Origin of the sequence: Candidatus Brocadia sapporoensis (assembly GCF_001753675.2) — a bacterium.
In the GTDB taxonomy this organism is placed as follows: Bacteria; Planctomycetota; Brocadiia; order Brocadiales; family Brocadiaceae; genus Brocadia; species Brocadia sapporoensis.
The window spans coordinates 1-24,588 of record NZ_MJUW02000059.1 but is presented as its reverse complement, the minus strand read 5'-3'; the positions used below and the strand labels follow the sequence as shown (position 1 = coordinate 24,588).

24 protein-coding genes and 1 riboswitch are annotated in these 24,588 nt (G+C 42.0%); of the genes, 13 read left to right on the top strand and 11 right to left on the bottom strand.

Annotated features, from left to right (window positions below):
* Positions 1-74: 74 nt before the first annotated feature.
* The 13 genes from BIY37_RS05120 (at position 75) to BIY37_RS05055 (ending at position 15,243) form a co-directional block, all read left to right on the top strand.
* Entirely contained in the window at positions 75-359 is a 285-nt protein-coding gene (locus BIY37_RS05120; protein WP_070066760.1) for a transposase, read from the top strand.
* Positions 360-1,274: 915 nt separating this feature from the next.
* A riboswitch (cobalamin riboswitch) is annotated at positions 1,275-1,491 on the top strand.
* Positions 1,492-1,732: 241 nt separating this feature from the next.
* The gene (locus tag BIY37_RS05115; RefSeq protein WP_201789395.1) at positions 1,733-4,015 is read left to right on the top strand and encodes a TonB-dependent receptor; all 2,283 of its coding nucleotides are present in this window, start codon (positions 1,733-1,735) and stop codon (positions 4,013-4,015) included.
* A gap of 50 nt (positions 4,016-4,065) precedes the next feature.
* Complete coding sequence (locus BIY37_RS05110; RefSeq protein ID WP_201789394.1) at positions 4,066-4,641, top strand: MotA/TolQ/ExbB proton channel family protein; 576 nt, start codon at positions 4,066-4,068, stop codon at positions 4,639-4,641.
* Entirely contained in the window at positions 4,638-5,060 is a 423-nt protein-coding gene (locus BIY37_RS05105; protein ID WP_070066758.1) for an ExbD/TolR family protein, read from the top strand. Before BIY37_RS05110 ends, BIY37_RS05105 begins: the two co-directional genes overlap by 4 nt.
* Positions 5,057-5,893, top strand: a complete 837-nt coding sequence (locus BIY37_RS05100; protein ID WP_070066757.1) for an energy transducer TonB — start codon at positions 5,057-5,059, stop codon at positions 5,891-5,893. The genes BIY37_RS05105 and BIY37_RS05100 overlap by 4 nt, the downstream gene beginning before the upstream one ends.
* Positions 5,894-6,194: 301 nt before the next feature.
* Complete coding sequence (locus BIY37_RS05090; protein ID WP_080324858.1) at positions 6,195-8,258, top strand: TonB-dependent receptor plug domain-containing protein; 2,064 nt, start codon at positions 6,195-6,197, stop codon at positions 8,256-8,258.
* Positions 8,259-8,304: 46 nt separating this feature from the next.
* A complete protein-coding gene (locus tag BIY37_RS05085) occupies positions 8,305-9,276 on the top strand; it encodes an ABC transporter substrate-binding protein (protein ID WP_070066755.1) in 972 nt (323 codons plus the stop codon).
* Between the two features lie 52 nt (positions 9,277-9,328).
* Complete coding sequence (locus BIY37_RS05080) at positions 9,329-10,303, top strand: FecCD family ABC transporter permease (protein WP_070066762.1); 975 nt, start codon at positions 9,329-9,331, stop codon at positions 10,301-10,303.
* Entirely contained in the window at positions 10,303-11,067 is a 765-nt protein-coding gene (locus BIY37_RS05075; protein ID WP_070066754.1) for an ABC transporter ATP-binding protein, read from the top strand. Before BIY37_RS05080 ends, BIY37_RS05075 begins: the two co-directional genes overlap by 1 nt.
* A 60-nt stretch (positions 11,068-11,127) precedes the next feature.
* Positions 11,128-11,973, top strand: coding sequence for an energy transducer TonB (locus BIY37_RS05070; protein WP_070066753.1), 846 nt, complete (start codon positions 11,128-11,130; stop codon positions 11,971-11,973).
* Between the two features lie 122 nt (positions 11,974-12,095).
* Positions 12,096-12,500, top strand: a complete 405-nt coding sequence (locus tag BIY37_RS05065) for a TonB-dependent receptor plug domain-containing protein (RefSeq protein WP_070066752.1) — start codon at positions 12,096-12,098, stop codon at positions 12,498-12,500.
* Positions 12,501-13,185: 685 nt separating this feature from the next.
* Positions 13,186-14,088 (top strand): hypothetical protein, encoded by a 903-nt coding sequence (locus tag BIY37_RS05060; protein ID WP_070066751.1) that lies wholly within the window; start codon positions 13,186-13,188, stop codon positions 14,086-14,088.
* A gap of 132 nt (positions 14,089-14,220) precedes the next feature.
* Positions 14,221-15,243, top strand: coding sequence for a cache domain-containing protein (locus BIY37_RS05055; RefSeq protein WP_143299179.1), 1,023 nt, complete (start codon positions 14,221-14,223; stop codon positions 15,241-15,243).
* Here the strand turns inward: BIY37_RS05055 and BIY37_RS05050 are convergent.
* The 11 genes from BIY37_RS05050 to BIY37_RS05000 all read right to left on the bottom strand — a co-directional run bounded on the left by BIY37_RS05050 (position 15,194) and on the right by BIY37_RS05000 (position 24,228).
* Positions 15,194-16,924, bottom strand: a complete 1,731-nt coding sequence (locus tag BIY37_RS05050) for a hypothetical protein (RefSeq protein WP_070066749.1) — start codon at positions 16,922-16,924, stop codon at positions 15,194-15,196. The genes BIY37_RS05055 and BIY37_RS05050 overlap by 50 nt on opposite strands.
* Before the next feature lie 363 nt (positions 16,925-17,287).
* Entirely contained in the window at positions 17,288-17,503 is a 216-nt protein-coding gene (locus BIY37_RS05045) for a hypervirulence associated TUDOR domain-containing protein (protein ID WP_070066748.1), read from the bottom strand.
* 440 nt (positions 17,504-17,943) lie between these two features.
* Positions 17,944-18,252, bottom strand: coding sequence for a hypothetical protein (locus BIY37_RS05040; RefSeq protein WP_070066747.1), 309 nt, complete (start codon positions 18,250-18,252; stop codon positions 17,944-17,946).
* Positions 18,253-18,331: 79 nt separating this feature from the next.
* The gene (gene rnk / locus BIY37_RS05035) at positions 18,332-18,748 is read right to left on the bottom strand and encodes a nucleoside diphosphate kinase regulator (protein WP_070066746.1); all 417 of its coding nucleotides are present in this window, start codon (positions 18,746-18,748) and stop codon (positions 18,332-18,334) included.
* 178 nt (positions 18,749-18,926) lie between these two features.
* Positions 18,927-19,310, bottom strand: coding sequence for a pyridoxamine 5'-phosphate oxidase family protein (locus BIY37_RS05030; protein WP_070066745.1), 384 nt, complete (start codon positions 19,308-19,310; stop codon positions 18,927-18,929).
* A 5-nt stretch (positions 19,311-19,315) separates the two neighbouring features.
* Positions 19,316-19,879: a PepSY domain-containing protein gene (locus BIY37_RS05025; protein WP_070066744.1), complete on the bottom strand. Its 564-nt coding sequence runs from the start codon at positions 19,877-19,879 to the stop codon at positions 19,316-19,318.
* A gap of 561 nt (positions 19,880-20,440) precedes the next feature.
* Positions 20,441-20,887, bottom strand: coding sequence for a carboxymuconolactone decarboxylase family protein (locus BIY37_RS05020; protein WP_070066761.1), 447 nt, complete (start codon positions 20,885-20,887; stop codon positions 20,441-20,443).
* A gap of 359 nt (positions 20,888-21,246) precedes the next feature.
* The gene (locus BIY37_RS05015; protein ID WP_070066743.1) at positions 21,247-21,630 is read right to left on the bottom strand and encodes a VOC family protein; all 384 of its coding nucleotides are present in this window, start codon (positions 21,628-21,630) and stop codon (positions 21,247-21,249) included.
* A gap of 197 nt (positions 21,631-21,827) precedes the next feature.
* The gene (locus BIY37_RS05010) at positions 21,828-22,658 is read right to left on the bottom strand and encodes an isocitrate lyase/PEP mutase family protein (protein WP_070066742.1); all 831 of its coding nucleotides are present in this window, start codon (positions 22,656-22,658) and stop codon (positions 21,828-21,830) included.
* Between the two features lie 689 nt (positions 22,659-23,347).
* Positions 23,348-23,782 carry an NUDIX domain-containing protein gene (locus BIY37_RS05005; protein WP_070066741.1) on the bottom strand — a complete coding sequence of 145 codons (435 nt, stop codon included), beginning with the start codon at positions 23,780-23,782 and terminating at the stop codon, positions 23,348-23,350.
* Positions 23,779-24,228: a DUF4231 domain-containing protein gene (locus tag BIY37_RS05000; protein WP_070066740.1), complete on the bottom strand. Its 450-nt coding sequence runs from the start codon at positions 24,226-24,228 to the stop codon at positions 23,779-23,781. Before BIY37_RS05000 ends, BIY37_RS05005 begins: the two co-directional genes overlap by 4 nt.
* Between the last annotated feature and the right edge of the window lie 360 nt (positions 24,229-24,588).

Here is a 24,588-nt window from a genome sequence, read left to right as displayed (position 1 = left end):
ACACTATGGGAGGACGGTTTTAAAGCTTTGGTTGCGGCGTAGCTGCGCTAGGAATTTCCCACATAAAACTTAGAATGCCCTGGAATTATAAGTCGGAGGGATGGGCAAGACGTTTTTTCAAAAACTGGATAAAGTCTTTAAAGTGGCAGAGGCTTAAACCCTATGAGAAGTTTGCTGAGATGGTAGTAAGGCACTGGGATGGAATTGCTGCATACAGTAAACCGGAGAATAAAGTTTTTTTGGGTTTTGTCAAGGAATTAGATAACAAAATTCGGATTATCCAGAGACGGGCCTACGGTCTAAGAGATGAAGAATATCTTCGATTAAAAATTCTGACCTGTATGCCTCCGGAGATATAAAAATGCAAATTTTACTCACTCGTTTCCATGATGACCCAAAATCTTGTATGGGGGATACAAAGTTTCAATTAGCAGAGTTATGATAGGACAGGAATTGTCTTTGTGTTTAAAATAGCGTTGAAATAATTTTAAAAAATATTCTTGATAAAAAATAATATTGATGATATTCTTTTTTGAAACGTAGCACTTCGTGATAAAAAGAAAGTATATCAAATATCTTAAAACTCGGAATTCATCGGGAGAAGGAATATCTCCATAAGTTTGATGAGCTTACAAGAAAAGAAAAAATACTAATTGGTTCAGCATATCAATACGGAATGCTGACTTCTGTATGAAAATAATTGTCAAAAAAACAAATTGAAAGAAATAGAAGGATCGTGCGGGAAATTAAAATCAGCAAAATGTTTAGAGCACAGAGGATTATCTATGGCAACAACGGGAATGGATATATTTTAGCATAACCTTGATTTTTTTATGTATTATAGTAGCACGAATATATATTAGGTAGTACTGTTTGGGTTTTTATTCATAATCAGCAATGAAATGTTCCTTCCGACTTATCGCTGGAATGGGTTTAAACAAGGAAAACAGTCCTTAACGGATAAACATTAAAATAATAGAGAATGGAGGTGATTGAAAGATATAGATTTTCAAATAGTTTAGAGCGATTATTCTAAATGTGTCTTATAAAGTTTAAAATCATCAGTATGGTTTAATAGTTTCTGATGTAAGTTCGAAATGAAGAGACACAATTGTTACTGGAATTGACGCAAGATACAGACTCATTACTCTTAAAAAAGAATAATAATCAAAGGAAAGTAGCGGGGGGGGTGTAGCGTAGAACATTTTGCTTGTAAACAAAAAATATTTTAATCGCGATTTTTTGCCCGTTAACTAAAGATACGTTGTTCATTTCCATGATTATTGATTACAGGTAATTCTCCCATGCAGATGTTTGGGAGTAATAGGGAATCCATGTCCCACTTCTTAACTGAGGTGAGATGAGGAGCGGACCCGCCGCTGTACCGGGAACGAACGTCACACCGCCACTGCCTTTGTTCGATTAGGTGGGAAGGCTTGATTAGTAGGATGATCCGGGAGCCAGAAGACCTGCCTGTAATTGCTTCACGTAGTTTTCGATGGTAAAGATGGTGAAGGTTTATAACTGCAGATTTTACAGATTACGCAGGCACGCAGATCAAAGTTTCTCCTCTGTATTATTTTGATAATCTGTAATTTTAATGTTTTTCAAACCTATGTTTTTGCTGTCGAAGACATGGGTTTTTTATTTTAAGGGTTAACGTTTTTTAGAGAATTAAAGTGACCAATGAGTGTGTTTTGTATTATTTATCCTATATAAAGAAAGAAGGCTTATGATGTATGCGCAACAACGTTTACTAAGACTTTCTGTGCTATTGTTACCGATACTCCTGAATTTTAATAGATTGCTCCCTTTATGTGCCGCTCCTGTTAACCCCGATGGAAAGGCAGTTGGTTCTTCTACGGTAGAATTGTCAGATGAGGATGTTTCTCGTCAATCGGAAGAAAATGGTGATAATACGAGTAATTCACCGGATATTATTCAACGATCTGCAGATTCAACATCCACCGAATCAGCAACTCTTTTGCCGGAGGTGTTAGTTTATGGTCGCGCGGACAGTTTGATCGGTATAGCAGCTGCAGCGTCTCAGGGTACAGTGGGTAAGGACGAATTAGAGTTGCGTACCCTGTCGCGTCCGGGTGAGGTTCTGGAGACAGTTCCAGGGGTAATTGTTACCCAGCACAGTGGAGCTGGTAAGGCGAATCAATTCTTTCTGCGAGGTTTTAACTTAGATCATGGGACGGACTTTGCTACGTCGATCAATGGCGTTCCGGTGAATTTGCCTACTCATGCGCATGGTCAGGGCTATACAGATTTGAACATTTTGATTCCAGAACTGGTCGAGCGCGTAGACTTCCGGAAAGGACCCTACTATGCAGACCTGGGCGATTTTTCCTCTGCGGGCGCCGCTAATATCAAATATGTTGATTCCCTTCCATACAGCATAGCACAAGTAGAGGGCGGAAGTTTTGGATACGAACGCGGCCTGTATGCCTCATCTCGTCTTATTGGAAGTGGAAATCTCCTGTATGCTGTTGAATTATTCCATAACGATGGTCCCTGGTCGACACCCGATGATTACAAGAAGATAAATGGCGTATTAAGCTATAGTCGGGGGGATGCAGAGCACGGGTATAGTATAACTACTACAGCTTACGCCGGGCATTGGACTGCGACTGACCAAGTTGCTAAACGAGCGCTGAGTGAAATTCCTGGTTTTGACCGTTTTGACACGCTGAACTCAAGCGATGGTGGTAACTCTCAACGCTACAATCTTTCTGCGGAGTGGCATCGTGCTGATGCAGATTCTTCCACAAAGGTGTTGGCATATGGATTTTACTATGATCTCGATTTGTTTTCCGATTTCACATACTTTCTTAATAGCCCTCAGGGCGATCAATTTGAGCAACTGGACAGGCGGGCGGTTGGGGGGTTGAAGGCAAGTCAAACCTGGTACAGTCAGCTATTTAGCCGCGACATGGAAAATACCGTAGGTCTGCAAATTCGCAGTGATTCGATTACAAACGGTTTATTCCAAACGGTCAGACGTCATCGTACGGACAAGGTTGACTACAACGGTGAAACAATTTCAGAGACAACCCGTTCGGATGATGTGTGGGAAGCAAGTTTTTCCCCCTACGTCGAGAATAAAGTTCAATGGGCGGATAAATTCCGCACAGTTTTGGGATTACGAATGGATTATTATTATTTTGACGTGGATAGCAATTTGTCCAGCAACTCTGGTACACGGGACGATGCAATTGTTAGCCCCAAAGGGTCGCTTATCTTTGGGCCGTGGGCTAAAACGGAGTATTACCTGAGCGGGGGGCTTGGTTTTCACAGTAATGATGCGCGGGGGGTTACCCAAAAGGTTGACCCAATGACGGGAGACCCTGTTAAACCAGCGGATGCATTGGTACGTACAAAAGGCGCAGAAATCGGCGTACGCACAACCGCCATAGAGGGATTGCAAAGCACGCTGGCGTTGTGGTTGCTGGATGTGGACTCGGAATTGGTTTTTGCCGGGGATGCTGGCAGCACAGAGGCTAGCGCACCGAGCAGGCGCTATGGTGTTGAGTGGACAAATTACTATACGCCCACCAAATGGCTCGCACTGGATGCGGATTTCTCGTTTTCGCATGCAGAGTTTCGAAAAACTGTTGGGGATGATGGGTCTCAAGGTACACATATTCCTGGAGCAATTGACAGTGTTATGGCTATCGGCATTGCGTACCGTCAGCCAGGCGAACGTGGCTTCTTCAGTGACCTGCGTTTGCGGCTTTTCGGTCCCCGTCCTCTTATTGAAGACAATAGCGTCCGCTCTGCGACCACCACTTTGTTGAGCGCAAAAGCAGGGTATAACTTCAATAAGAACTGGACTCTCAGTGTCGAGGGTTTTAATCTCCTCGACAACAAGAATCATGATATTGATTATTATTATCCCTCGCGTTTAAAAAACGAGGTTGCAGGCCCGGATGATGGCGGGTACAATGATATTCATTTTAAATCAGTTGAACCTATCGCGGTTCGTGCTGCTCTGACTTTCCGGTTTTAATAATAAAAGGAGTAATAATGTTTCATTTATTCTTGAGAGGAGGGCCAGTCATGTGGCCTATCCTCGTTGCATCTATGGCTGCGTTGACAGTAGTTATAGAACGGATTTATTTTCTTATCGGTGAGCGAAAATCAAGGTGTCCGGAAATAATAGAAAAAATATTTTCTGAAGTTGAGAGAGGAAAAATTGAAGAAGCCTTGCGAATAGGAGCGGGGTGCAATGATTTTGTTGCAACCACCCTTGTTTACGGCCTTCGTCACCGGCATAAAGCCTTCTCGAACGCCCTTTTGCAGGCCGCAAATAAAGAACTTAAGCGTTTTGGACGCGGACTTCCTGTGCTTGACACCGTTATTACCCTTGGACCGCTCCTTGGTCTTTTTGGTACCGTGACCGGAATGATACATGCCTTTGGCCTTTTGGGGGGCAGGGAACTTGACTCCCCCACAGTTATTACGGGCGGCATTGCAGAGGCTTTAATTGCGACCGCCTACGGCCTTCTTACCGCCATTGTCGCTCTCATTCCTTTTAATTATTTCAATGCACGCCTTGAAGAAGCCAGACATGAGATTGAGGATGCCACCACACATCTCGAACTTTTGCTTTTAAAACAGGATAAAAACCCATGAAGATACCACTGCCGACAACCAGACGGAAAGCAAGGATAGAGATCATTCCGCTTATTGACGTTGTTTTTTTCCTTTTAGCAACCTTTGTAATGGTTTCTCTTTCAATGACCAAGAATCAGGGTATTCGTGTGAACTTACCTTCCGCCGTGACGGGCGCTCCCCAGGAGCGCGAAGTGGCAGTAACCGTTACCGTAACTAAGTCAGGTGATATATACCTGAACCAAGCAAAACTTACTTCCGATCTTTTGTCTCTTCGGTTAAAACAATTAAAGTCGGAAAATCCCGATACGAAGGTTCTTGTTAATGGAGACAAGGACGCATCGTTTGGCAATGCAATTCAAATCCTTGACGAGATAAGGTCTTCAGGAATCACGAAAGTTGCCATTCAGACAAGACAGCCGGAATCTTTGCAAAAATGACAACTTACAGATTCGACTATCATAAGGTGAAACCAGGCAATCACGGCGTGATAAAAGGATTTATCCTTGCCTTATTCATTCATGGAATTTTATTTTTCATTGGTGGAAAACTTCTTGTTAAATCTGTTCAATACAGCATTGAGTCGACAAACGGGACTATTGATGTTGATCTGGTGGCCGCCTTATCGCAATCAGACTCGGAAGCGGTTAAATCCGTTGTGTCCTCAACAGAACAACACCAGGAACTGGTTAAACAGCCGCAACCAGTGCCAGATGTGGTAAAACCCATTACATCCGCGATGGAAAAGCAACAGGAAACAGTTAAGACTACACCAAAGGAAGACCCAGCGACATCGCCGCAGCCAAACCTGGAGACAAAGGAATTCATCACACCCGTTGTGGAAAAACAACAGGAAGCGATTAAACCGCTACAACCCGAAACAGGGGTGATTAAACCCGGTGCGTCTACAACTGAAAAACAGCAGGAAGCCGCCAGGATTACGCAGCCATCTTCGCAAGGAACGGCCATGGCCAAGATTAAGCCGGATTATATGCGGAATCAACCTCCGGAATACCCCCAACTGGCAAAACAAATGCGTCAAGAGGGACTGGTAATTCTCAGGGTAGAGGTAGACCAGAAAGGTGTGCCGACCAAAGTTGAAGTTGAACAGAGCAGTGGCTATCAACTCCTTGATCAAGCGGCTTTAAAAGCGGTGAAGCGCTGGAGATTTCAACCTGAAAGGATAGGAGGCATGCCTGTTAAATCCAGGGTGTCAATTCCTGTCCGATTCCGTCTGGAAGAATCGGACAAAAAATCTCATAGGATAAACTAAATTACAATGCATGAAATAAATATTTTTTTTATCTCATGGTAGCACATAAACGATAATAGTAATATTTTAATTTGTTGTGTAGAGGAGAACATCTTGAGAACGTGTAATTTCTTTGTGTGTCCAAATTGTGGTTACGACGAGAAGTTTAAAGTATTTACCAGTAATGTCCAGGTTATTTACCAATCTCCTGAGGCTGGAATACGTTCATTCGAAAGCAGTATTTTACCAAACCTGAGGCATAGTGATAACTATATTGAGTGTCAGTTGTGTTTTGAAAAATTTAGAACATATTAAGGAGAATATGATGAAAAAAATATATTTATTTATAATTATTTGTGTAGGCAACTTTCTATTAGCATCGTCTCCAGCTTTTCCAGAAACCTATGCTGAAGAAACAGAGATTGGCGAAGAAAAGGCAGAGACGAAGGAAAAAGACGAGGAAACCGAAGAAATTGTTGTTACCGCATCAAAATTGCCTCAAAAATCAGAGGAAATTACGCATAAAATAGACATACTTACTCAGGAGGACATCCAAGGTGTAACCTATACGAATAGAAATTTATCGGAGGCGTTGCGGTATACACCAGGTGCCTTTGTGAATCCACTTTCCAGAAATGATGCAAACTGGGGTTCCTATGGCGGGTTGGGGCCAAAATACAATATCTATATGTTGGATGGCCTTCCTGTGGATTCTTTTGTTGACACGATGAGCCTTGACAACAAATACCTTAATACTATCGAAGTGCATCGTGGCCCAACCGTGCTCTATCCAAATTATATGTCCATGGATTTTGCCGGTAACCAGTCTCCCCTTGCAGGCGCAACAAATCTGATTACAAAAGATAAAATATTATCGCCAATGACAACATTATCTACCGGATATGGCTCGTGGAATACGCTTACCGGCAGTGCCTATCATGAGAATAGTAAGGGAAATGTTCATTATCTACTCGGTGCAAATTATGAACAGTCCGATTATACAAACTATGGCACGAACCCATCATGGCTCAATATGCTTGATGATCCTGAGTATAAAAAGACGAAGGCCTTTTTTAAGACTACTTATTATTTGACACCAGAATCGAAGGTTTCGATATTTGCTCATCACACAGAGCATACCGGCGATGTTGGGAGACCGAACCGTGATTTCAAAAACTATTATGATACAATAAACGTCGCATACGAAAATCAATTGAACAAAGATATATCTCTTCATCTTAAGGCTGGCTATCGCCATTATGACAGAAACTGGGAAGAGGACAATTTTCCCGTAAATCTGAGTCTGCGTGAAAAAGACAGGGTTGTTCAACATATTTTCCCCGCTGATGTCTTTGTTAATTATGAACACACGGAAGGTTTCTTGCTTACCATAGGATCTGATCTGCAGCATGTGAGTTATAAGACAGAAACAGAAACCAATGGAATTGATACGACGGGTAATGATGTGAACGCTGATGCCTGTGGGCTTTATGTACAGGAAAAATTAATTATTGATAACTGGGTCTTTAGAGTGGGAGGGCGTTATAGTTACACAAGACATGATTACGATTTGATTGGTGGCTCTGAACCGTCAGAAGATAGCAAGTCGTGGGACCGCTTCCTTTGGAGTACAGGTATTCGATATAATGTATCTAAAGATATCGGTATATATGCTAATGCCGGTTCAACTTTTTTAGTGCCATCAGCAAAATCTGTAGGCGGAACATTAAAATTGTCAGACCTTGGCATGCCCGGTAAAAACGGTCAGTTGCCAAATCCATCACTTAAACCGGAAAAAGGCATCGGGTTGGATTTGGGTTCAGATATACGGTTAAACGGTAATCTGCAGTTTGGTGCACGAGGATTTTATAACATGATAGATGATGCTATCGTTGAAAATGTTGTCAGCGGCAATCCCTCCCAAACGCGGTCTGTCAACGCTGGAGAGAGTTATGCCTATGGTGTAGAAATTGAAGGGAAATATCAAATAGACAACATGCTTAAGTGTTTTGCCAATACTACAATCACCAAGACAAAAGTTGAAAATGATGTTGACTCAGATCAGGACGGCAGCGATGTACCATTTGTGCCCGATATCGTTGCAAATTTTGGCATCACGGCAAGTTTTCCATACGAAGTGAATATCAGTCCCTATTGTCAGTATATAGGTAGATATTACGATAGCACCTCGAAGGGTGGAAGAAATGACTTTGGCAGATATGTCATTATGAATATGAAGGCGCAAAAACAGCTTTATCAAAATCGTGATTTCACAGCCGACCTGGTTGTAGATGTAAATAACATACTGAATAAAATATTTGAAATGCCTTGGCAATTTCAGGACCCTGGATTTAATACCCTGGCCTCGATTGTGGTAACTTTTTAATTGTGAACTCACCTTGAAAAATATTTGGTTTGCACAGAGGCTGCCAGTGAAGTGGTTTTTGTTTTTGTCCGTGGTTCTTCATGCTGTTTCTGTATCAGCTCATACTTTAGAAATAATTGATTTCCGGAATAAAACAGTCAGACTGAAAGCGCATCCGAAGCGGATTGTTTGTTTGATAGAAAGTGCTTTAAGCGGTATCTATATGCTTAATCAGGGAAATCGAATAGTAGGAGTGTCAAAAAATGTATACCAGACCGATGTATATCCATACTATGCGGCTTTAGACAAACGGATAAAAGACAAGAGACTTCCTGCGCCTGGCAACTGGGATTCTGTTAGTGTTGAAGGTATTCTCGCTCTCCAACCAGATCTGGTTATCATGTGGGCTCAGCAAACGGAGGCTATCGAAGCCATTGAGAATGCCGGAATCCCTGTTTTGGGCGTTTTTATGGATTCGATTGAAGATGTCTTTCTTGAAATAAAAATCTTTGGCATTCTTACCAATAGCAAAAAAAGATCAAATGAGATTATTGCGTATACACAACATGAAATAAGTTCTGTAACTGAACGGATTAAGTCTATTGATAAGGGAAAAAATCCTTCAGTCTACTACGTATGGGCTCAAAGTCTGTTGAATACTTCATGTAAAGGTAGCGTTGCAGACGACTTGATAGCAATGGCCGGGGGGAAAAATATTTGTACAGAAACAAAGGAACATATCGTCATAACGATGGAAAGGCTTATTTCAGCAAACCCAGAGGTTATTATCATGTGGCATAATGAACGTCTTGATCCGAGGGACCTCATGCTCAATAAACAATTAAGGAATATAAAAGCTATCAGGAACAAAAGAGTATATGAACTTCCAGAAGTATTTCATTGTGACCTCTGGACATTGAAATTTCAGTATGCCTTAAAGCTTATGGCTGCGTGGCTTCATCCGGAATTGTTGTGTGATTTAGGTTCGAAGCGGGAATTGGACAAGATGTTTCAAATGCTGTATAACAAAACTTTTTAAGAGAAAACTGATCATCGTGACTTTTTTTAAAAAAGACCTTGTTTTCTATGCAATGCCACTGATATTCATGGCAGCATCAATGTTTGTCGGTAGTTCTGACATTGCAGCGCCAAAAGAAACAATACGCTGGCTTTTTTGCAGGCATTCAAATGGTTCTTCAAATACGGATAACGATATGTTATACACCATAATTGTTGATGTCCGCCTGCCCAGAATCCTGTTAGCCTTTGCTGTGGGAGGTTCACTTGCAATTGCAGGCAACTCTATCCAGAATGTCTTAAGAACCCCCCTTGTGGATTCGTTTATCCTCGGTATATCATCAGGCGCGGCGTTTGGGGCTGCGCTTTCGCTGGCATTGTTAAACGATTTCTCTGTTCAGCCAGTGGCATTTCTCTTTGGAATGCTTGCTGTCGCATTGACCTATTTTCTCTCTCTTACCAGAAGAGGCGTTTCACTACTTTCGCTGATACTTGCAGGAATAATTGTTTCTGGCTTCTTTACCTCTCTGCTTGCATTTGTCCAATATGTCACGGATCCTTTCAAACTCCAGAGCATAGTGCATTGGATGATAGGCAATCTTCATTATGCAACTTGGTCAAAAGTAAGATCCTGCATAATACCCATCATAATAGGAACTGCATGGCTTTTGATCATGAGATGGAGAATGAATGTAATTGCGCTTGGAGATGAAGAATCCCTTGCCGTTGGTCTTAATCCAACTGTCGAAAGACTGCTTATTATCATACCGGCTGCACTGGTATCATCCTCAACCGTGTCGGTAGCAGGTATTATTCCGATGGTCGGTCTCATTATCCCTCACATTGTAAGGCTTGTTTTTGGGGTTGATAACCGGCGCAATCAACCCTTGAGTTTTGTTATTGGGGGATCGTTTTTGTTGTTTGTTGACACCTTATCAAGAAGTATCGCAGATGTTGAGATGCCTGTTGGTATATTCACCACCCTTATTGGTGGCCCTGTATTTGTCTATTTGCTCAAGAGCGGCCGGATGCGAGAAGAGAATTTATAATGGCAATATCTACTTTTAACCTTAATTTTTGGTATGGCCAAAAAAAGGTGATCCATAATATATCAATTGATATTTCAAAAGGTGAGTTTGTTGTCATATTGGGCTGTAACGGGAGTGGTAAATCGACATTTCTCAAGATTTTAGCCGGGTTGTTGCCATACCGTGAAGGCATGGTGACCATTTTCCATCAATCGTTACAAAGCATCTCTATAAAAGAAAGAGCGAAAATCATCGGCTATTTACCTCAATTTCATAACCCTGTTTTCCCTTTTACCGTTGAGGATGTTGTCCTTACCGCCAGGGCATCCCATGTATTTTCTTTGCCATCAAAAAAAGACTATGATCGAACAGCAGAGGCGCTAAAACTGATAGGTTTGCTGGAAATCAGAAAACAGCCATATACAGAGCTGTCTGGAGGAGAGCGGCAGATGACCATGATTGCCCGTATTATGGCACAGGAACCAAGGATACTTCTCCTTGATGAACCGATTAACCATTTGGACATAAAACATCAGTTTGAAATAATGAGTTTGCTGAAAAGAATAACAAAGGAATTGAATATCACTACAGTAGTTGTCCTCCATGATGTGAATGTGGCGATGCGATATGCAGACAGATTTCTATTTTTCAAAAACGGGCAGCTTTATGCCGGGGGAGGCAAGGAGATAATCAATACCGAGACCATCAGGGAGGTGTATCGCATTGACGCCGTGGTTGGAGAAGTAAGAGGAATGTCGTTTGTGATACCTTATATGCCTCAATAAAGCATAAAGAAATTTAAAAAGAGGATTGTGCAATTTCGTGCTGCATGAAGATCGGACGATATGAGATATGAAAAATTATGGCTGTGGCTCATTTTATCACTTGCAATTCATGCTGCGGTATTTGGAGTATTTATTTACGTGCACAGTGCATACCGGGATTCAATGGTGCTGATGGAGCAGGGTGCTTCATGTGTTGAAGTGGAGTTGGTAGGTTTTATCAGATCGGCTGAAGGTCTGTCTTCGGAAAGGAAATTAGCAGTGACTGAAAAAAGAGTCGCGTATGAGTCTTCGACTCTTCCCGGTAATGAAGACGTATTGGAAAAAACAGTTTTTCAGAAAGAAAATAGAGAGGATTTGAGAACAGAAGAATTAACAACACTTGATAAAGTACAGGATAACAGCAATGAAGCAAATGCTTCTAACACCGGGAATGCCATGAATAACTCACCGGTAATTGACATAAAACAGGAGAAAAGATTGTCTCATAAGCGGAATGATTTTACAAAGGGAAATACCGAAGGAAAAAAGGACCATCACCACGAAACAAATCCGCCAGTGCACTCTTCTCCCGGCGCATATGGGAGTAAACTCGTAAAAGGAAGCCCTTCTGCAAAAGTTGCTGGTATCGGAAAGCCGGAATATCCGAAAGAGTGCATTTCCAAAGGGCATGAAGGAAAGGTTGAGGTGGAAATTCTCATTCTGTCAGATGGGTCGAACGGCGGCATGACGATTGTGAAATCTTCGGGATGCAAGCATATGGACGCATCGGCGCTTGTCTTTTTAAGAAAATGTACGCTTGTACCAAAAATGATTATGGGAGTACCTGTAGACTCAAAGAAGAAGATAGCGTTTCGTTTTAAAATTACCGAGGCGGCTAATGAGAAAGAAGACAGACAATTACGATAAACAATTATAAGGAGATAGTAGCAAGATATGAAAAAAATATTTTATTTACATACAAAGTGTTTGCGCAGGTGTCCCCATGTTCTTTATCCGATATTTGCTGAAAATACTATTTGGAGGATATTATGAAACTACAAGGATTTTTAACTGCTTGTTTATTCGGAAACAGCTTCTTTTTTCTGTCTCCGGCCTTTTGTGAGAACGACATCGGAGAAACAGAAATTAGAGAAAAGAATACGGAGGTAAAGGAGAGAGATGAGACGGTTGAAGAAATACTTGTTTCTGCAGAAAAACAGGTAAAAAAAATACCCAGGATGTCACAGAGTGAAACGACCATTACCAGGGAAAAGATTGAAAATTCTATCGCAAATAGCGTTATGGAATTGGTGAAGGAAAGAACTCCTGGTGTTTTTGCCACACAAAACAACGTTGTCGGGTTTGGGTTTGGAAGGCCCGGAACAGGACAATTGAGCATTCGCGGTCTCGGCAGTTCACCAAATACTCAGGTGTTGTTCAATTACGCAATCTAGATGGCACCAATCCAATGCCAATTTGTTAAATTCCTTACAGCCACTTTTTTTCGCTATAACAGCAAACCCCTGTTCTGCCCGCCCTATCGACGCTTCCAGAGAATCAAACATTCTGTTAGCAAAATAGTTACGCCGAAGGATGTTCTATATCTGCTCTATCGGGTTCAGCGTAGGAGAGTATGTTGGAAAAACGACAGCAACACGTTTGGGAGAATTTCGAGTCTCTTACCTTTGTGGAATGATGCACCATCAATATTAATAACATGGAACTTATATGGATGTGTCTTGCATACCTGTCTTAGAAAACAACTCATACTTTCCATATCCATCTTTTCTCTTGTTAGACGGTCAATATCTCCGTCTCACGGACTTAACGCTGCTAAACTCCAGTATCCGCGCAAGATTAACCACTGGCCTGCGGGATGATGACGCCCAAGGCAAACACGGGGATCGTCTTGATTCTTTAAGCAGGCACCAACCATAAGTTGTGGTAAGATTATAAATTAGTGTCTTCTTAAACACACGCAAGAATTAATATAAGCTACATGACGAGTAACCCCGCCGCTGAGAATCCATTTCCTACTATACGATCACTTTTAGCAAATTCTTTTCTACCAGTTCAATTATTGCAATTTATTTAGAAATTCATCTTTCATTTCGGAAAAAAGTTTCTATACTGGAGCATATGAAAATCGAACTGAGTACCATGTGTTTTCGTCGTGGCGAAATTCTTGCAAAGATCAAACGTTGCAGAGATTTCATTGAATCGCAGGGTTTTGAATTTGGAATTCAATTGCATAATTCCATTACGAAAGACTTGTACAATGAAATAAAAGGGCTCAAGGTTCCGTTTACCATTCACGCCCCGGTATTTTCTGACTACGTTATCAATCTTGCACATGATGATTTTCAAACTGCCCTGGAAGGATTCCAAAACACTGCACAAATTATGAATACTCTGAAGAGCACGGTAGTACTGTTTCATGGGTTTTTTATGACGTCGAGACCAATCAAAAACGATCCTGACAATTACAATAAGGTTTTGCGTGACGTTATTGATAATAAATACCGTCTTAATGATACACGGGTCATGGATCCAAAATTTTTGGAGACAGAAGAATTCAAAAAGTATCAACGTACCGTGAAAACCCATATGAAACAATTAAGGGAACGGTATCCATCATACACCATGTGTCTGGAAAACGATTTTCCCGGTATCGGAAATGGCAATCAAACACCTGCACACATGGCATATCTTGAATGTCCAGTCTGGCTCGATACCGGCCATCTCTGGACATCCGCTATTGTAAACAAGTTCGATTTTTATGAAGGACTCGAATCGATTTGTAAAAACGGCCAGGTAGTCGGTGTTCATCTGAATACCAATAAAACCCCGCACAACTGGAACTATGAATATCCAGACGGTGATACTCATTCGCATTTCTCAAGAGAGTATGATATGGATATGGACAAGATTATTTGTATTCTTAAAAGGAATCGGATTACTCACTATACCATTGAGATAATAAACGGAGACATAAAAGATGTAAAATTCTTTGTCGAGACGTATCAATCGGTCTGTCAATAAACTTGACAAAATAAAATTAATTTGTATTATTTTGTTCTTTGTAATGAAAGATAATTCTCATACTGTTAACTTACAACAGTATCTTAATCTCTTACAGCGGAGTGAATACCCGCAAGATCTTGAGTAATAACCTTGAAAACTGCTAATAAAATCCTTATCGCATCAGGCATAGCCATTTGTACCTTTTTTGTTATCATGGGGCCATTAAGTTATAAAATCCTTGTTCCTGCCATGAAAAGTGAGATTATGAATCACTTAATCTCTGTCCGGGAAATCAAGAAATTACAAATTCAGAATTTTTTTCATGAAAGATACGGGGATGTCAATATCCTCTCGAAAAATCCTTTGGTTGTTCAAAGTTTACCACGATTCGCCAATGCCTTTAAATCCGGCGGTTTTGACGATCCTGCTTATCGGCAAGTAGACACCTACTATGGCCCCTTGCTAGAGCACTTTCTGAGACAAAACGGGTACAACAACATATTTCTGGTAGATACCGATGGAAATGTTGTCTTCGGCGTCAAACGGGATGAATATATCGGAACCAATCTGCGCAAGGGAGAATACAGCTCTTTTTCTATCGGTGAGATATTTAAGGAAGGTTTAAATAATGTTAAATTTTCTGATATAACATGGTGTGAAGAGGCGAAAGACTTTATATTCATGGGAGGAGCGCCCGTGTATGATCTTAGCAATAAGCTCCTGGGTATTGTTATCGTAGAGATACCATATTCCAAAATTGATGCTTTTTTATCCCAAAGAGACGGACTTGGTGATACGGGAGAAATTTACATTGTGGGTGATGATAATTTCATGCGTTCAAAGTCGAGTTTTATTCCTCAAAACACTATTTTAAAACTGGAAATTAACACGGAAGCCACAAGAGACGCACTTCGCGGCAATACGGATATAAGAATTGTAAAAGATTATCGGAAAATTCCCGTACTCAACGCATATACGCCCCTCGATAATCTTAAAGACGTGAATTGGATATTAATAGTAAAAATCGATAAAAAAGAGGCATATTATCCCATCATTGCTCTCAAATCAAATCTGATTATTATCGGCTCCATCATAGGGGGTATTACTGGTACATACCTCTATTTCACTCTCCGAAAAAAACATCATAAAAATATTCTTTCAGCAGCTTCGTAGGATATATACAAACAGGATATTCCCGAAATTTTATAACTTCATTGTAAGCAAGTTTAATTTTTGCCGCGTCTATTTCATTCCGTTTCCTTTGGATTTCAGCGTATATAACGTTTAAATTCATGGTATTTAACGCCTTTATTTGATCAAAATACCGCTTTTTCTCCTCTTTGCTGGAAGCTTCCATGATCTCTAATATCCTCTTTTTCTTATTAACCCTATCTATAAATTCTCTGTCATTTTGTGCAACACCAGAAACATAATGTTCAGGACTATAATTCATGTCTGTAAGCTCGCGCTGAAGGGCTTGCAAATCCTCCGTGTTTACATTATATGTGTCGAATGGTAAAAATAGGGTAGTAGAAATTGTGACGAAGGCAGGGGGGGCAACGCTGAAAATCTCCGCGATTATTTCATCGGTAATCGTATCGTATTTTGCTCCGCCAATCCCATGAATAAATACGTCTGAGAAGAACAAGCGGGAAAACATTGTCGTTGTGATCGCCCGTGGACGTATTTTAATCTTGGCATCCTTCAAGGCCTTTAACCGTTCTATATTTTCTTCTTTGCTATTTCCGAGGACAAATAAATCATCCGCTCCATTGGTAACTTTTAGAGATGTCCCTTCTTTCATCAAGTAACACTTACCCCTGCGTTCCCCTGCTTTCCAAGTCCAAAAGGGCAATTCAATTAGATTCCCCATAATTCTTAAATCTGGCAGGGGGTTGGCCTTTGACCGAATTTTATGAATGCTTCGGTATTCTGACAATTTTTCATTGTAGATTTTCGCAAATCGTTCTGCCTCATATACGATATGCAGTAAAAAGTGATAGAAACCATCCGTTTCACATATCCAGGAAACAGGGATTTCAAGATTATCAATGCCCAAATCCTTTTCCAGCGCACGTCTTGCCGTTGTTAATAAACCTACCATGTCAGTACAACCCTGATAATAGATATTCATACAGCGATCAATAAATTCCTCAAACGCAACCCGCATCGACTCAAATGTTATACCTTTTTTTTCGTCTGGAGCATCTGTTTTGAGCAGGTTTAATATCTCCTTCTTGAATGTAAGCATCCTTTCAGGACTACCAAAAACGATCTCTTCATATGCAACACCATCCATTCTATCCACTAACGCTACCTTTTGGACGGTTGCGGAGTCTTCTGACAGAATTGGCGCATAGACGAAACCCATGTTGCAGGCGTCATTGTCCACAATCATATTTACTCCGACGCCGCCCATTCTCTTCGCCAGATGCTGTGTAAGATGATTTTTGATCCATACTCCAGGATAGTAAAGAATAGGTTCGTGTCCGGTTTGGATAATAGAAATATCCCTGATTGTCTCATGATCCCGACTTAACCCTTTTCCAGGTAATTTATCTTGTTCCTTATGCCACGATGCGTCCCTTTGATTACTATCCCGAACGTAAAGACACGTCTCAGACCTGCGTTTTAGAAGCAGGGATTGAATACCCGCCGTGTAATTTGTGGCCATAGACAATAGTTCCTCGCGGGTTTTCTCCCGCAATATCTGAAAAGGAATACCATTCACTTCAAATTTGAAACCGCGCATTTTCTGCTGATTTTCATGCGCCAAATCTGGAATACGATCTACTGCGTGATCAATAAAGACTTCTTTGTTATTTTTTGGCGCTTTGTAGGTAATGTTTTTCATAGCCACTCTTATGCATACTCGTTGAGTATGGTCAAATTAATTGCTTACTCGGGTTCATATTAATTTTTTTAGAAATCAATACATTTGTCTTTCCTAAGGTCTCCTGCGGGCAAAAGTAAGTTAACACTTCTATTTTTAAGTCGTAATTCCAACAGAGGTTGTGGCCTTATTAGACGCTACTGACCACCGGGAATTTCATCTCAAAACTGAGTGGTAAAGAAACGAACCTTGGGGACATCAGGCGGAACGGTTGAGGCGCTGCTTTGAACCAAAACAGGGACAATACCTGGTAGCGTTGAGATAATATCACGCTTCAAAAAGCTAATATGATACCCCGTTTTGTGACGCCGACTTGTTACGCGCTCAACTACTCATCTTTCTCAGTGCCGAACCCTTATGCATTGCGATATGGTCGGTTTTATCGCTCTTGATTTCATACTGCGGGTCGTACGCACTGGCGTGATGTGTATATCCCTTATAGTTGACGTCCCTTGTATGCATCTTAATAATCGTGCCGCTGACCCATCCTGCTTCAGAATTCCAGGTCACGTGGTCTCCGACTTTAAACGTCTTTGTCATTATAGTTTATCTCCTGCTTTTGTCTTTCTTTATAATCCATCACGTACACAGTCATGCCAGAACACGATGCTCAGGCAGTGTTGCATGAATCCAGACGAGGGTTCGAATGCGTGTCCTGTCGTCCATAACAGTCAGTTCCCATTTACCCATCATACGCCGCCATGGAACTTCTGGTTGCGCCCAGGCTTAGCGAACTCAACGGGATCACCGTTCGGTGTAGTGCTTTTAATCATAGATTCCATCGTATAATGTCTCATATGCCCACTGTCCGTATCTCCGGCACTTTCGTCCTTTTTCCTATTTGCGGTTCTTTATAAACCCGCTATGTTTTCAAGGCTGATAGCAACATCAGGATGACAGGGGCGAAGTTCTCCCTGGCGACATTGAGAGATACCAGAGCGACGACAACTGCTTTAACGAATTATTATCTGACAACAACGTCAGACTAATATGTAGAGCATGAGAAGAGCTCCAATGACAGCGCCGAGAAGTGATACACAGAAGACCACCTCTGCCATGGTGGCGAGGCTACCGCCTTTACCATTTCCGTTGTTTTTTAGTGCCAGATAACCAAGAACAACTGCGAACAGGAATCCGAAAGACGAAAACAAAAAGATATCATCTGCGGCCGTTTCAATATGGTCTATGGATGTCTTTGCTGTGAGAATGGCAACCAAAGCCAGGCCGATGCTTGCAAGTGTTCCGCTGATCGAGATTAGTGTGCCAACAGATTGATCGGTATGTGCCACGACGTAACTCCCTTATTTTTAGTTAATGCTCAGTCCACACGCGGTAGTAATGCCGTAGCGTGCAACAAATAGGTTAGCGCTACAGATGATAATCGCCAGCCGCTTCTGGCTGGTAAACAATCTCCTCAATACGAAGACGCCGTAATCCTGACGGAACCGACCACTCGACGGTGTCTCCTTTTGCATACCCCAGAATTGCCGTGCCTACAGGCGCAAGGATCGAGATAGTCCCTGCACTGATATTTGCATTTCTGGGAAACACTAATACATAGGTCATTGTTTCAGCGGTATCCAAGTCACGAAGAACAATCTTCGAATTCATAGTTACCACATCAGCAGGTATATCTTTGGATGGCACTATTTCAGCACGATCCAGCTCTCCCGCCAAGAACTCAAGATCTTTCCTTGCATGATCGCCAAACTCCGCAGCCACATCAATAAGTTCCTCGAGCCGCATTTTGTCAAATTCCGTAATGTATATCTTTCTTTTTTTCATCGTTAGCTCCTAACAGTTAGCACCAATACCGCAGATACACGGCTTGATAAAGAAAGACTGCGCTTTATCAAGCTTCGTTTCCAGTCGTTGTTGAACGCCCTGGTTATAAACCCTAAACGTTGAATTCTAGTCAAATTGCACACGTAATAAGCACAAACATCCACGCATCTTTACATTTCTATAAAGTCTGAGTAGCTGAATCGATGGTAACGGCCAATATGGCGCGTAACCATCGAAACCTCTCCCGCATGGAATCAAAATCAGGTCCGGATCTTATAAACGTCGCCTTTCCCCTAATTAAGAATCCGGTGCCTGAGCCAGACCCATGCATACCATCAACCTTCCGGCTTCCCAGCGTAATCAAAACATGAGGGTTAAGGGCAATGTTAGCCTCTGTTTTATGCATGTGACCTACCGGAATGAACAATCGTTCGTCAGATGATATTGCAATATAGCCGTTCCAGGTGTTAACCAAATGCTGTCCTTCTTTCCCTAAGGTTGCAATAGCAACAACACCATCAGGCTCTATTTTCAGGATTTCCATTAGTTTATTCGGAATCATCGTGATTATCTCCTGATATTTGGTTCGTTGTTTCGATTAACGTCCTGGCTCTGCGACAGGTGTGATGTTGCCCGCTGCATTTGATCGTCAGACAGAGTTCTTTTTTTCATACTCAATGCAGTTGATTCTCCCGTCATCGGATCTATAATCAGCTTAACCTTTCGCCCGTCCTTGCGCAGTTTTACTTCCCAGAACCCGTCATCGAATTCAAATCCTGTTATAATCCCCAGCCCTTGAGCTTCCACAGATTGTATGATTTTTGAGATTGGCATTGACCCTGCCGGTGGTATTTCGTCACAATCGGTTTTTCTCTGACGCACTTCTTTGCCGGTTTGTGGGTCAAGGTAAAGTTTCTGGCAAACACTGGTGTCACAGATCTTTACCTCCCACAGGCCGTCTTCGAATTCGGCCTCAAAAATACTCCCATGGTGTTGTCCTTCCGCTGTCTTAATTATCGCCGAGAGCAGTTTGCTGCCCTGTGGCGGAATCTCATTCGCATCAGCGTGAGACACGAACGGTAGCATCAGACCTATTATCGAAAGAATTACAATAATGCTGTTTTTCTTCATGATAAACCTCCCGTAATAAATAGTTTTTACTATATAACTCATTTTTTTTAATTTGTCAAATGGTACAGCATATGTCAAGAAAAAATCGAGATATCGGTGTCACCATTTTTGAAACGTTGCAACATTTTCGTTTTTGAAAATATCAAAGATTGAAAATGCTAATGCCCTCCGTGCCAAAATGTAGGGATAATCCAAGAATTGCCTTTAACGGTATATGACAACATATCCTTAAATATATGCCCCGTTTGAGATCGGCGGCAGAGGAATCCATATAAAATACACAAAACGAAGAGGCTTTTTTAAGGTGTGAAAAGACGCCATCCCCTGGTTACATATTGAACACTGCCATTGGCCGCTGTGTGTCAGAATGCGCAAATACAATGAAAAATTTGTCAAGCCAGTGTGATAAAAAAAGAGCTATTGAGAAAATATACGATTATTAAAAAAATATTTTTATGGAATTAACCTGACGTCACGCTAACCGGGCAAATGGGTTGAGTCGTTCGACACTCCAAGAACGATATCGTCCAGGATGCCCCCCTTGCAAACTTTTTTGACTCTCTACTTAACTGGACAGGCCTCTTGATCTGACCGGAAGCTAATATTCAGGCGATTCCAGCCATTGATGGATATTATGGCCATACTCAGATTTACCAGTTCTTGCTCACCGAACTGCTTGCGAGTCTCGTTAAAAAGTTCTGCAGAAACGTGTTTCTCTGACACCAGTGTCAGCGCATCGGCCCACGCCAGGGCAGCCCGTTCCCGCGCTGTATAGCAGGTAGCCTCACGCCAATTATCGAGCGAAAGGAGTCTTTGTTCCGTTTCGCCAATAGATCGCGCTTCTTTTGAGTGCATATCGAGGCAATAAACGCAACCATTGATCTGGGAAGCGCGCATTTTAACGAGATTGAGTAAAGATTTTTCCAGTCCACAAGTGCGTACGTAGTTTTCCAGACCTAACATTGCCTGGTAAGCACCTGGCGCTACTTTTTGGTAGTCGATTCTCATGGCGCTCTTTGCAACCTCTGCTGCGGCACCATTTCCAGTAGTCTGATTAGCTGGCCGAGGAGATGCACCGATTGTTACCGACTGGCTAACCCCTTCACCCGATGTTCTTCTGACTTGTGCTTTGTTTTCTGCACAGCCACAGAACACACTCAAAACACTCAAGAAAACAATGGGACGAAACATGGTTGATGACATTTCGCATCTCCTTTCAATATTTTAAGTATCATACATTGTTACACGGGTTGCGCACTGTAGCCGAATCGGGGGTTCAAAACTGTGCCAGAGAAAAATGTGAATAACTCTTTATTTCTTTTGATATATGAGATAAATATCTCTGTTTACATGTTAATTCACATAAGCTATTTCCATTGCCGAAGTTCAATAATGAGCCCGTCCGGATCTCGTATCTCGCCGCGATACGAATCTCCCAAGTCTACCGGTTCCCGAGCAATGCCAATTCCTCTGCCTCTTAAATAATCAACCGTCTTTTTCATATCTTCCACTTCAAGGGCAATAGCCCTGTATCCAATTTCCCATGCGTTTTCAGATTTTGGACTAGGATTATCTACAGAAATAATTTCAATAACCGTATCACCCAACTGTAGATAGATGATCTCTCTCATAGGCGGCATGTTTCTTTCTATTCGGCTTTTGATCCTGAAACCAAGAATATTGGTATAAAAATCGATAGTCTTCTGTGCATCTCTTGGTACAATTTCTACATGATCAACTCTTTTGAACATTGTTTAACTCCTTTCTATATCGTCATCTATAATATTATAAACTTGCCCTGGAATTGTGTAAACGCCTGTGGTCTGCAGTGACCGCTTGCAGACACCCGATGCAATACATGGTTGTCCGGCGCTATATGACCCTGTTTGTCAGATCACCCATTGTTTGCTGTGGGAATGGATAAACAGCAGAGTATTGAAACATCCTGCTAACCTTGGATTTTCCGGAAGATCGCATTGAGCTCCGCATTCGTTGGAACGTTAGTTAAGGTATCAAACCGGCCGCGTCCGATAATCTCATTCACTACACGCATGAAACCACCCCATGCTGCACGTGCCAGTGAGCCGCCCAGGCTGATGCGTCTAACGCCCAGTGCTTCAACCTCGTGCAGTGTAAGCGCACAAGCCGGACCGATCAGTAAATTGACTGGCTTGGGTGCTACGGCCGCAACGACGGACTGTATCTCCTCACGCGTTCGGATACCCGGCGCATAGAGACAGTCAGCCCCAGCCTCAGCGTATGCCTTCAAACGTATCAGCGTATCTTCGAGATCGGGTTTGCCAACAAAAAAATTTTCAGCGCGTGCAACGAGTAGAGTGTCACCGCCGCAATCATCGATCGCGTGGCGTGCTGCACGCACTCTAAGCACGGCCTCATCCGTGTCACGCAGCGGATTGGCTGGGTCACCCGTCGAGTCCTCGATGGAAATTCCGGCTACACCGGTTTCAACTGCCATGCGCACACTTTCGGCAACACCTTCCGGATCTACCCCGAAGCCACTCTCAAAATCAGCACTGACGGGTAACCCTGTAGCGGCGACTATCTGACGAATGTATGCCAATGACATGGCACGAGATACCTGCCCATCCGGTAATCCCACTGACCATGCATATCCCGCGCTGGTAGTTGCCAGTGCTTTGAAACCCAGACTCTCCAGCACGCGCGCACTCCCAATATCCCATGGATTTGGCAGAACAAAACAACCATCTTGGTGAAGTGCCCGGAATGCAGCCCGTTTCTGAGATACCGTTCGGTTCATAAATGGTCCTTTCCGTTGTTCGTCAATTGGCGATAATGTTTGTTTAAGGCGATTTACTACATCATTTTTGGCTCATTGACAGGAAGATTAATTACACTCATCAATAGTTGCTCATGAGCAAAGCTCCCGTCAAGGAAACCGATACGTAATATCTGGTAAATTTTTTGTATAAGATTTTCATTTTATTTAATTTTGTTATAGTGTGACACAGACAAACTTTGTCTGTCTTTGCGATATATTCTAAACCCGTGTGTATATTCAAATAACATGGGCAAACAAGATGTAGCGTCGTGCATGGTGAACCTGTCAAATCATCACGACGAAGTCCATGCCACCGTGTAACCGAAGACATAACTTTACAACGTTTGAATGATAGAATCAATGGTAACAGTCAAAGCGACTTGCATCCAACTTAATGTTGTCTTCTGTTTTATGTACGAGCCTGGCAGGAATTAACAAGAGCCCATCTGTTGATGTGTTGACAAACTATGCCACCACATTAATCCTATGCGGTCCGTCTTCTTCTAAATTTGCGATAGCAACAAACCACATCCTATTTCAATGTCCGATAGCCTTTTCGGAACCCTTATATTTATCTCGTCTTCTTTAATTTTGTTATTTTATCGAACGATAGTATTTACCGGTTATTGAGACGCAAAGCGCGGAAACAATCCGTATGCAGGATATGGTTAGCAGTTGTTATCTAACGTAAGTTCCTTAATCCTCTTTACACCCTCTCGAAAAACACTTTTTGACTCCTCAAAAGGCAACAATCGCAACGCTGAATGTTCGTCCTCCCACCGAATTATCCGGGATTCTCTTGGTTGACTAAGACACAACTCTTTGACGAGGAAATATTGCACAGACACTTTCTCCTTCTTCAAATTGAATTCCTTGATTGACAATCGATCAATTATCTGGCCAGTTACACCTGCCTCCTCATGCAGTTCTCTTAAAGCAGCCTCTTCGGGGGATTCACCCGATTCAATATGCCCCTTGGGCAGTACCCAATTGGTGCCATTCGCTGAAGAGATAATAAGAAATAACAGCTTATTGTGAGACCGGCGGAAAGTGACACTGCCTGCATGGGTTGGCATATCGTAGACCTTGAAAATTTGAATCACGAAGGCTTGCCTTCGCCAGACGGCTTAACCTTTCTTGACCAATTCTCTGTTGATGTTGTAAGAATGTACTGAAGTCTGTTAAAATAATCATCTGCATTCTTCAGACCACCCGATTCGCTCGCTTCGTAGTTCATCTCTCGCTCAAGATCTGTCAAAGCATAGAAAATGTTCCTTTCGTGAATCCAAAGTTCTGACGGCTTCCTTAGCCCCTCAATTGACGTTGCAATTCCTGCTATTGCAGTTGCAAAAACAACGGCAAGATTTAACCATTCCTGCTGGCCCTTGAAAGATAAAGCAGCACTCGCAACGAAAGTGGAAAACCCTGTTAGTCCAAAAGTAATATACCTGAGGGTCCGGTAGATTCGTTTATGTCTGTTCGACTCTTTCCTGAAGCGTTCTACTTGCTTTTTTAGCTCCGTCCGAAGAGACTCTTCCTTGAATGACAATGCTCCTCTCCTGCTAACGATGTTATTAACAACTATTCTGCAATTGAACAAAAAGCCATAGTGCATGTCAAGGCAAAAACATCTAGGTTACACAGGTGCGCATAAATAAAACAACATGCTGGTTAATAAAATGGCTAAAATAAGCTGTATAGTAAATCAGGGTCTTTCTGGATGGCTTTAAAAGTTAGGAATAATGCCTCACCGAATGCGTCTTTCATACTTATTTATATCCTATTACTTATGCGCAGCTATATATCAACTTTAAGGAGGAGGATGACGGTCCTTTGGATAGCGGATAATATAAAACCTAAATCCTGCAAACAAGGCGAAGCCTTGTTGCAGGATTAGGCCAGAAATGGT

Bases quoted from the DNA above. Each gene is read 5' to 3' on its own strand.
- BIY37_RS05120 (WP_070066760.1), top strand. From the start codon at position 75: ATGCCCTGGAATTATAAGTCGGAGGGATGGGCAAGACGTTTTTTCAAA.
- BIY37_RS05115 (WP_201789395.1), top strand. From the start codon at position 1,733: ATGATGTATGCGCAACAACGTTTACTAAGACTTTCTGTGCTATTGTTA.
- BIY37_RS05110 (WP_201789394.1), top strand. From the start codon at position 4,066: ATGTGGCCTATCCTCGTTGCATCTATGGCTGCGTTGACAGTAGTTATA.
- BIY37_RS05105 (WP_070066758.1), top strand. From the start codon at position 4,638: ATGAAGATACCACTGCCGACAACCAGACGGAAAGCAAGGATAGAGATC.
- BIY37_RS05100 (WP_070066757.1), top strand. From the start codon at position 5,057: ATGACAACTTACAGATTCGACTATCATAAGGTGAAACCAGGCAATCAC.
- BIY37_RS05090 (WP_080324858.1), top strand. From the start codon at position 6,195: ATGATGAAAAAAATATATTTATTTATAATTATTTGTGTAGGCAACTTT.
- BIY37_RS05080 (WP_070066762.1), top strand. From the start codon at position 9,329: ATGCCACTGATATTCATGGCAGCATCAATGTTTGTCGGTAGTTCTGAC.
- BIY37_RS05075 (WP_070066754.1), top strand. From the start codon at position 10,303: ATGGCAATATCTACTTTTAACCTTAATTTTTGGTATGGCCAAAAAAAG.
- BIY37_RS05070 (WP_070066753.1), top strand. From the start codon at position 11,128: ATGAGATATGAAAAATTATGGCTGTGGCTCATTTTATCACTTGCAATT.
- BIY37_RS05065 (WP_070066752.1), top strand. From the start codon at position 12,096: ATGAAACTACAAGGATTTTTAACTGCTTGTTTATTCGGAAACAGCTTC.
- BIY37_RS05060 (WP_070066751.1), top strand. From the start codon at position 13,186: ATGAAAATCGAACTGAGTACCATGTGTTTTCGTCGTGGCGAAATTCTT.
- BIY37_RS05050 (WP_070066749.1), bottom strand. From the start codon at position 16,924: ATGAAAAACATTACCTACAAAGCGCCAAAAAATAACAAAGAAGTCTTT.
- BIY37_RS05045 (WP_070066748.1), bottom strand. From the start codon at position 17,503: ATGACAAAGACGTTTAAAGTCGGAGACCACGTGACCTGGAATTCTGAA.
- rnk (WP_070066746.1), bottom strand. From the start codon at position 18,748: ATGAAAAAAAGAAAGATATACATTACGGAATTTGACAAAATGCGGCTC.
- BIY37_RS05030 (WP_070066745.1), bottom strand. From the start codon at position 19,310: ATGATTCCGAATAAACTAATGGAAATCCTGAAAATAGAGCCTGATGGT.
- BIY37_RS05025 (WP_070066744.1), bottom strand. From the start codon at position 19,879: ATGAAGAAAAACAGCATTATTGTAATTCTTTCGATAATAGGTCTGATG.
- BIY37_RS05020 (WP_070066761.1), bottom strand. From the start codon at position 20,887: ATGAGAATCGACTACCAAAAAGTAGCGCCAGGTGCTTACCAGGCAATG.
- BIY37_RS05015 (WP_070066743.1), bottom strand. From the start codon at position 21,630: ATGTTCAAAAGAGTTGATCATGTAGAAATTGTACCAAGAGATGCACAG.
- BIY37_RS05010 (WP_070066742.1), bottom strand. From the start codon at position 22,658: ATGAACCGAACGGTATCTCAGAAACGGGCTGCATTCCGGGCACTTCAC.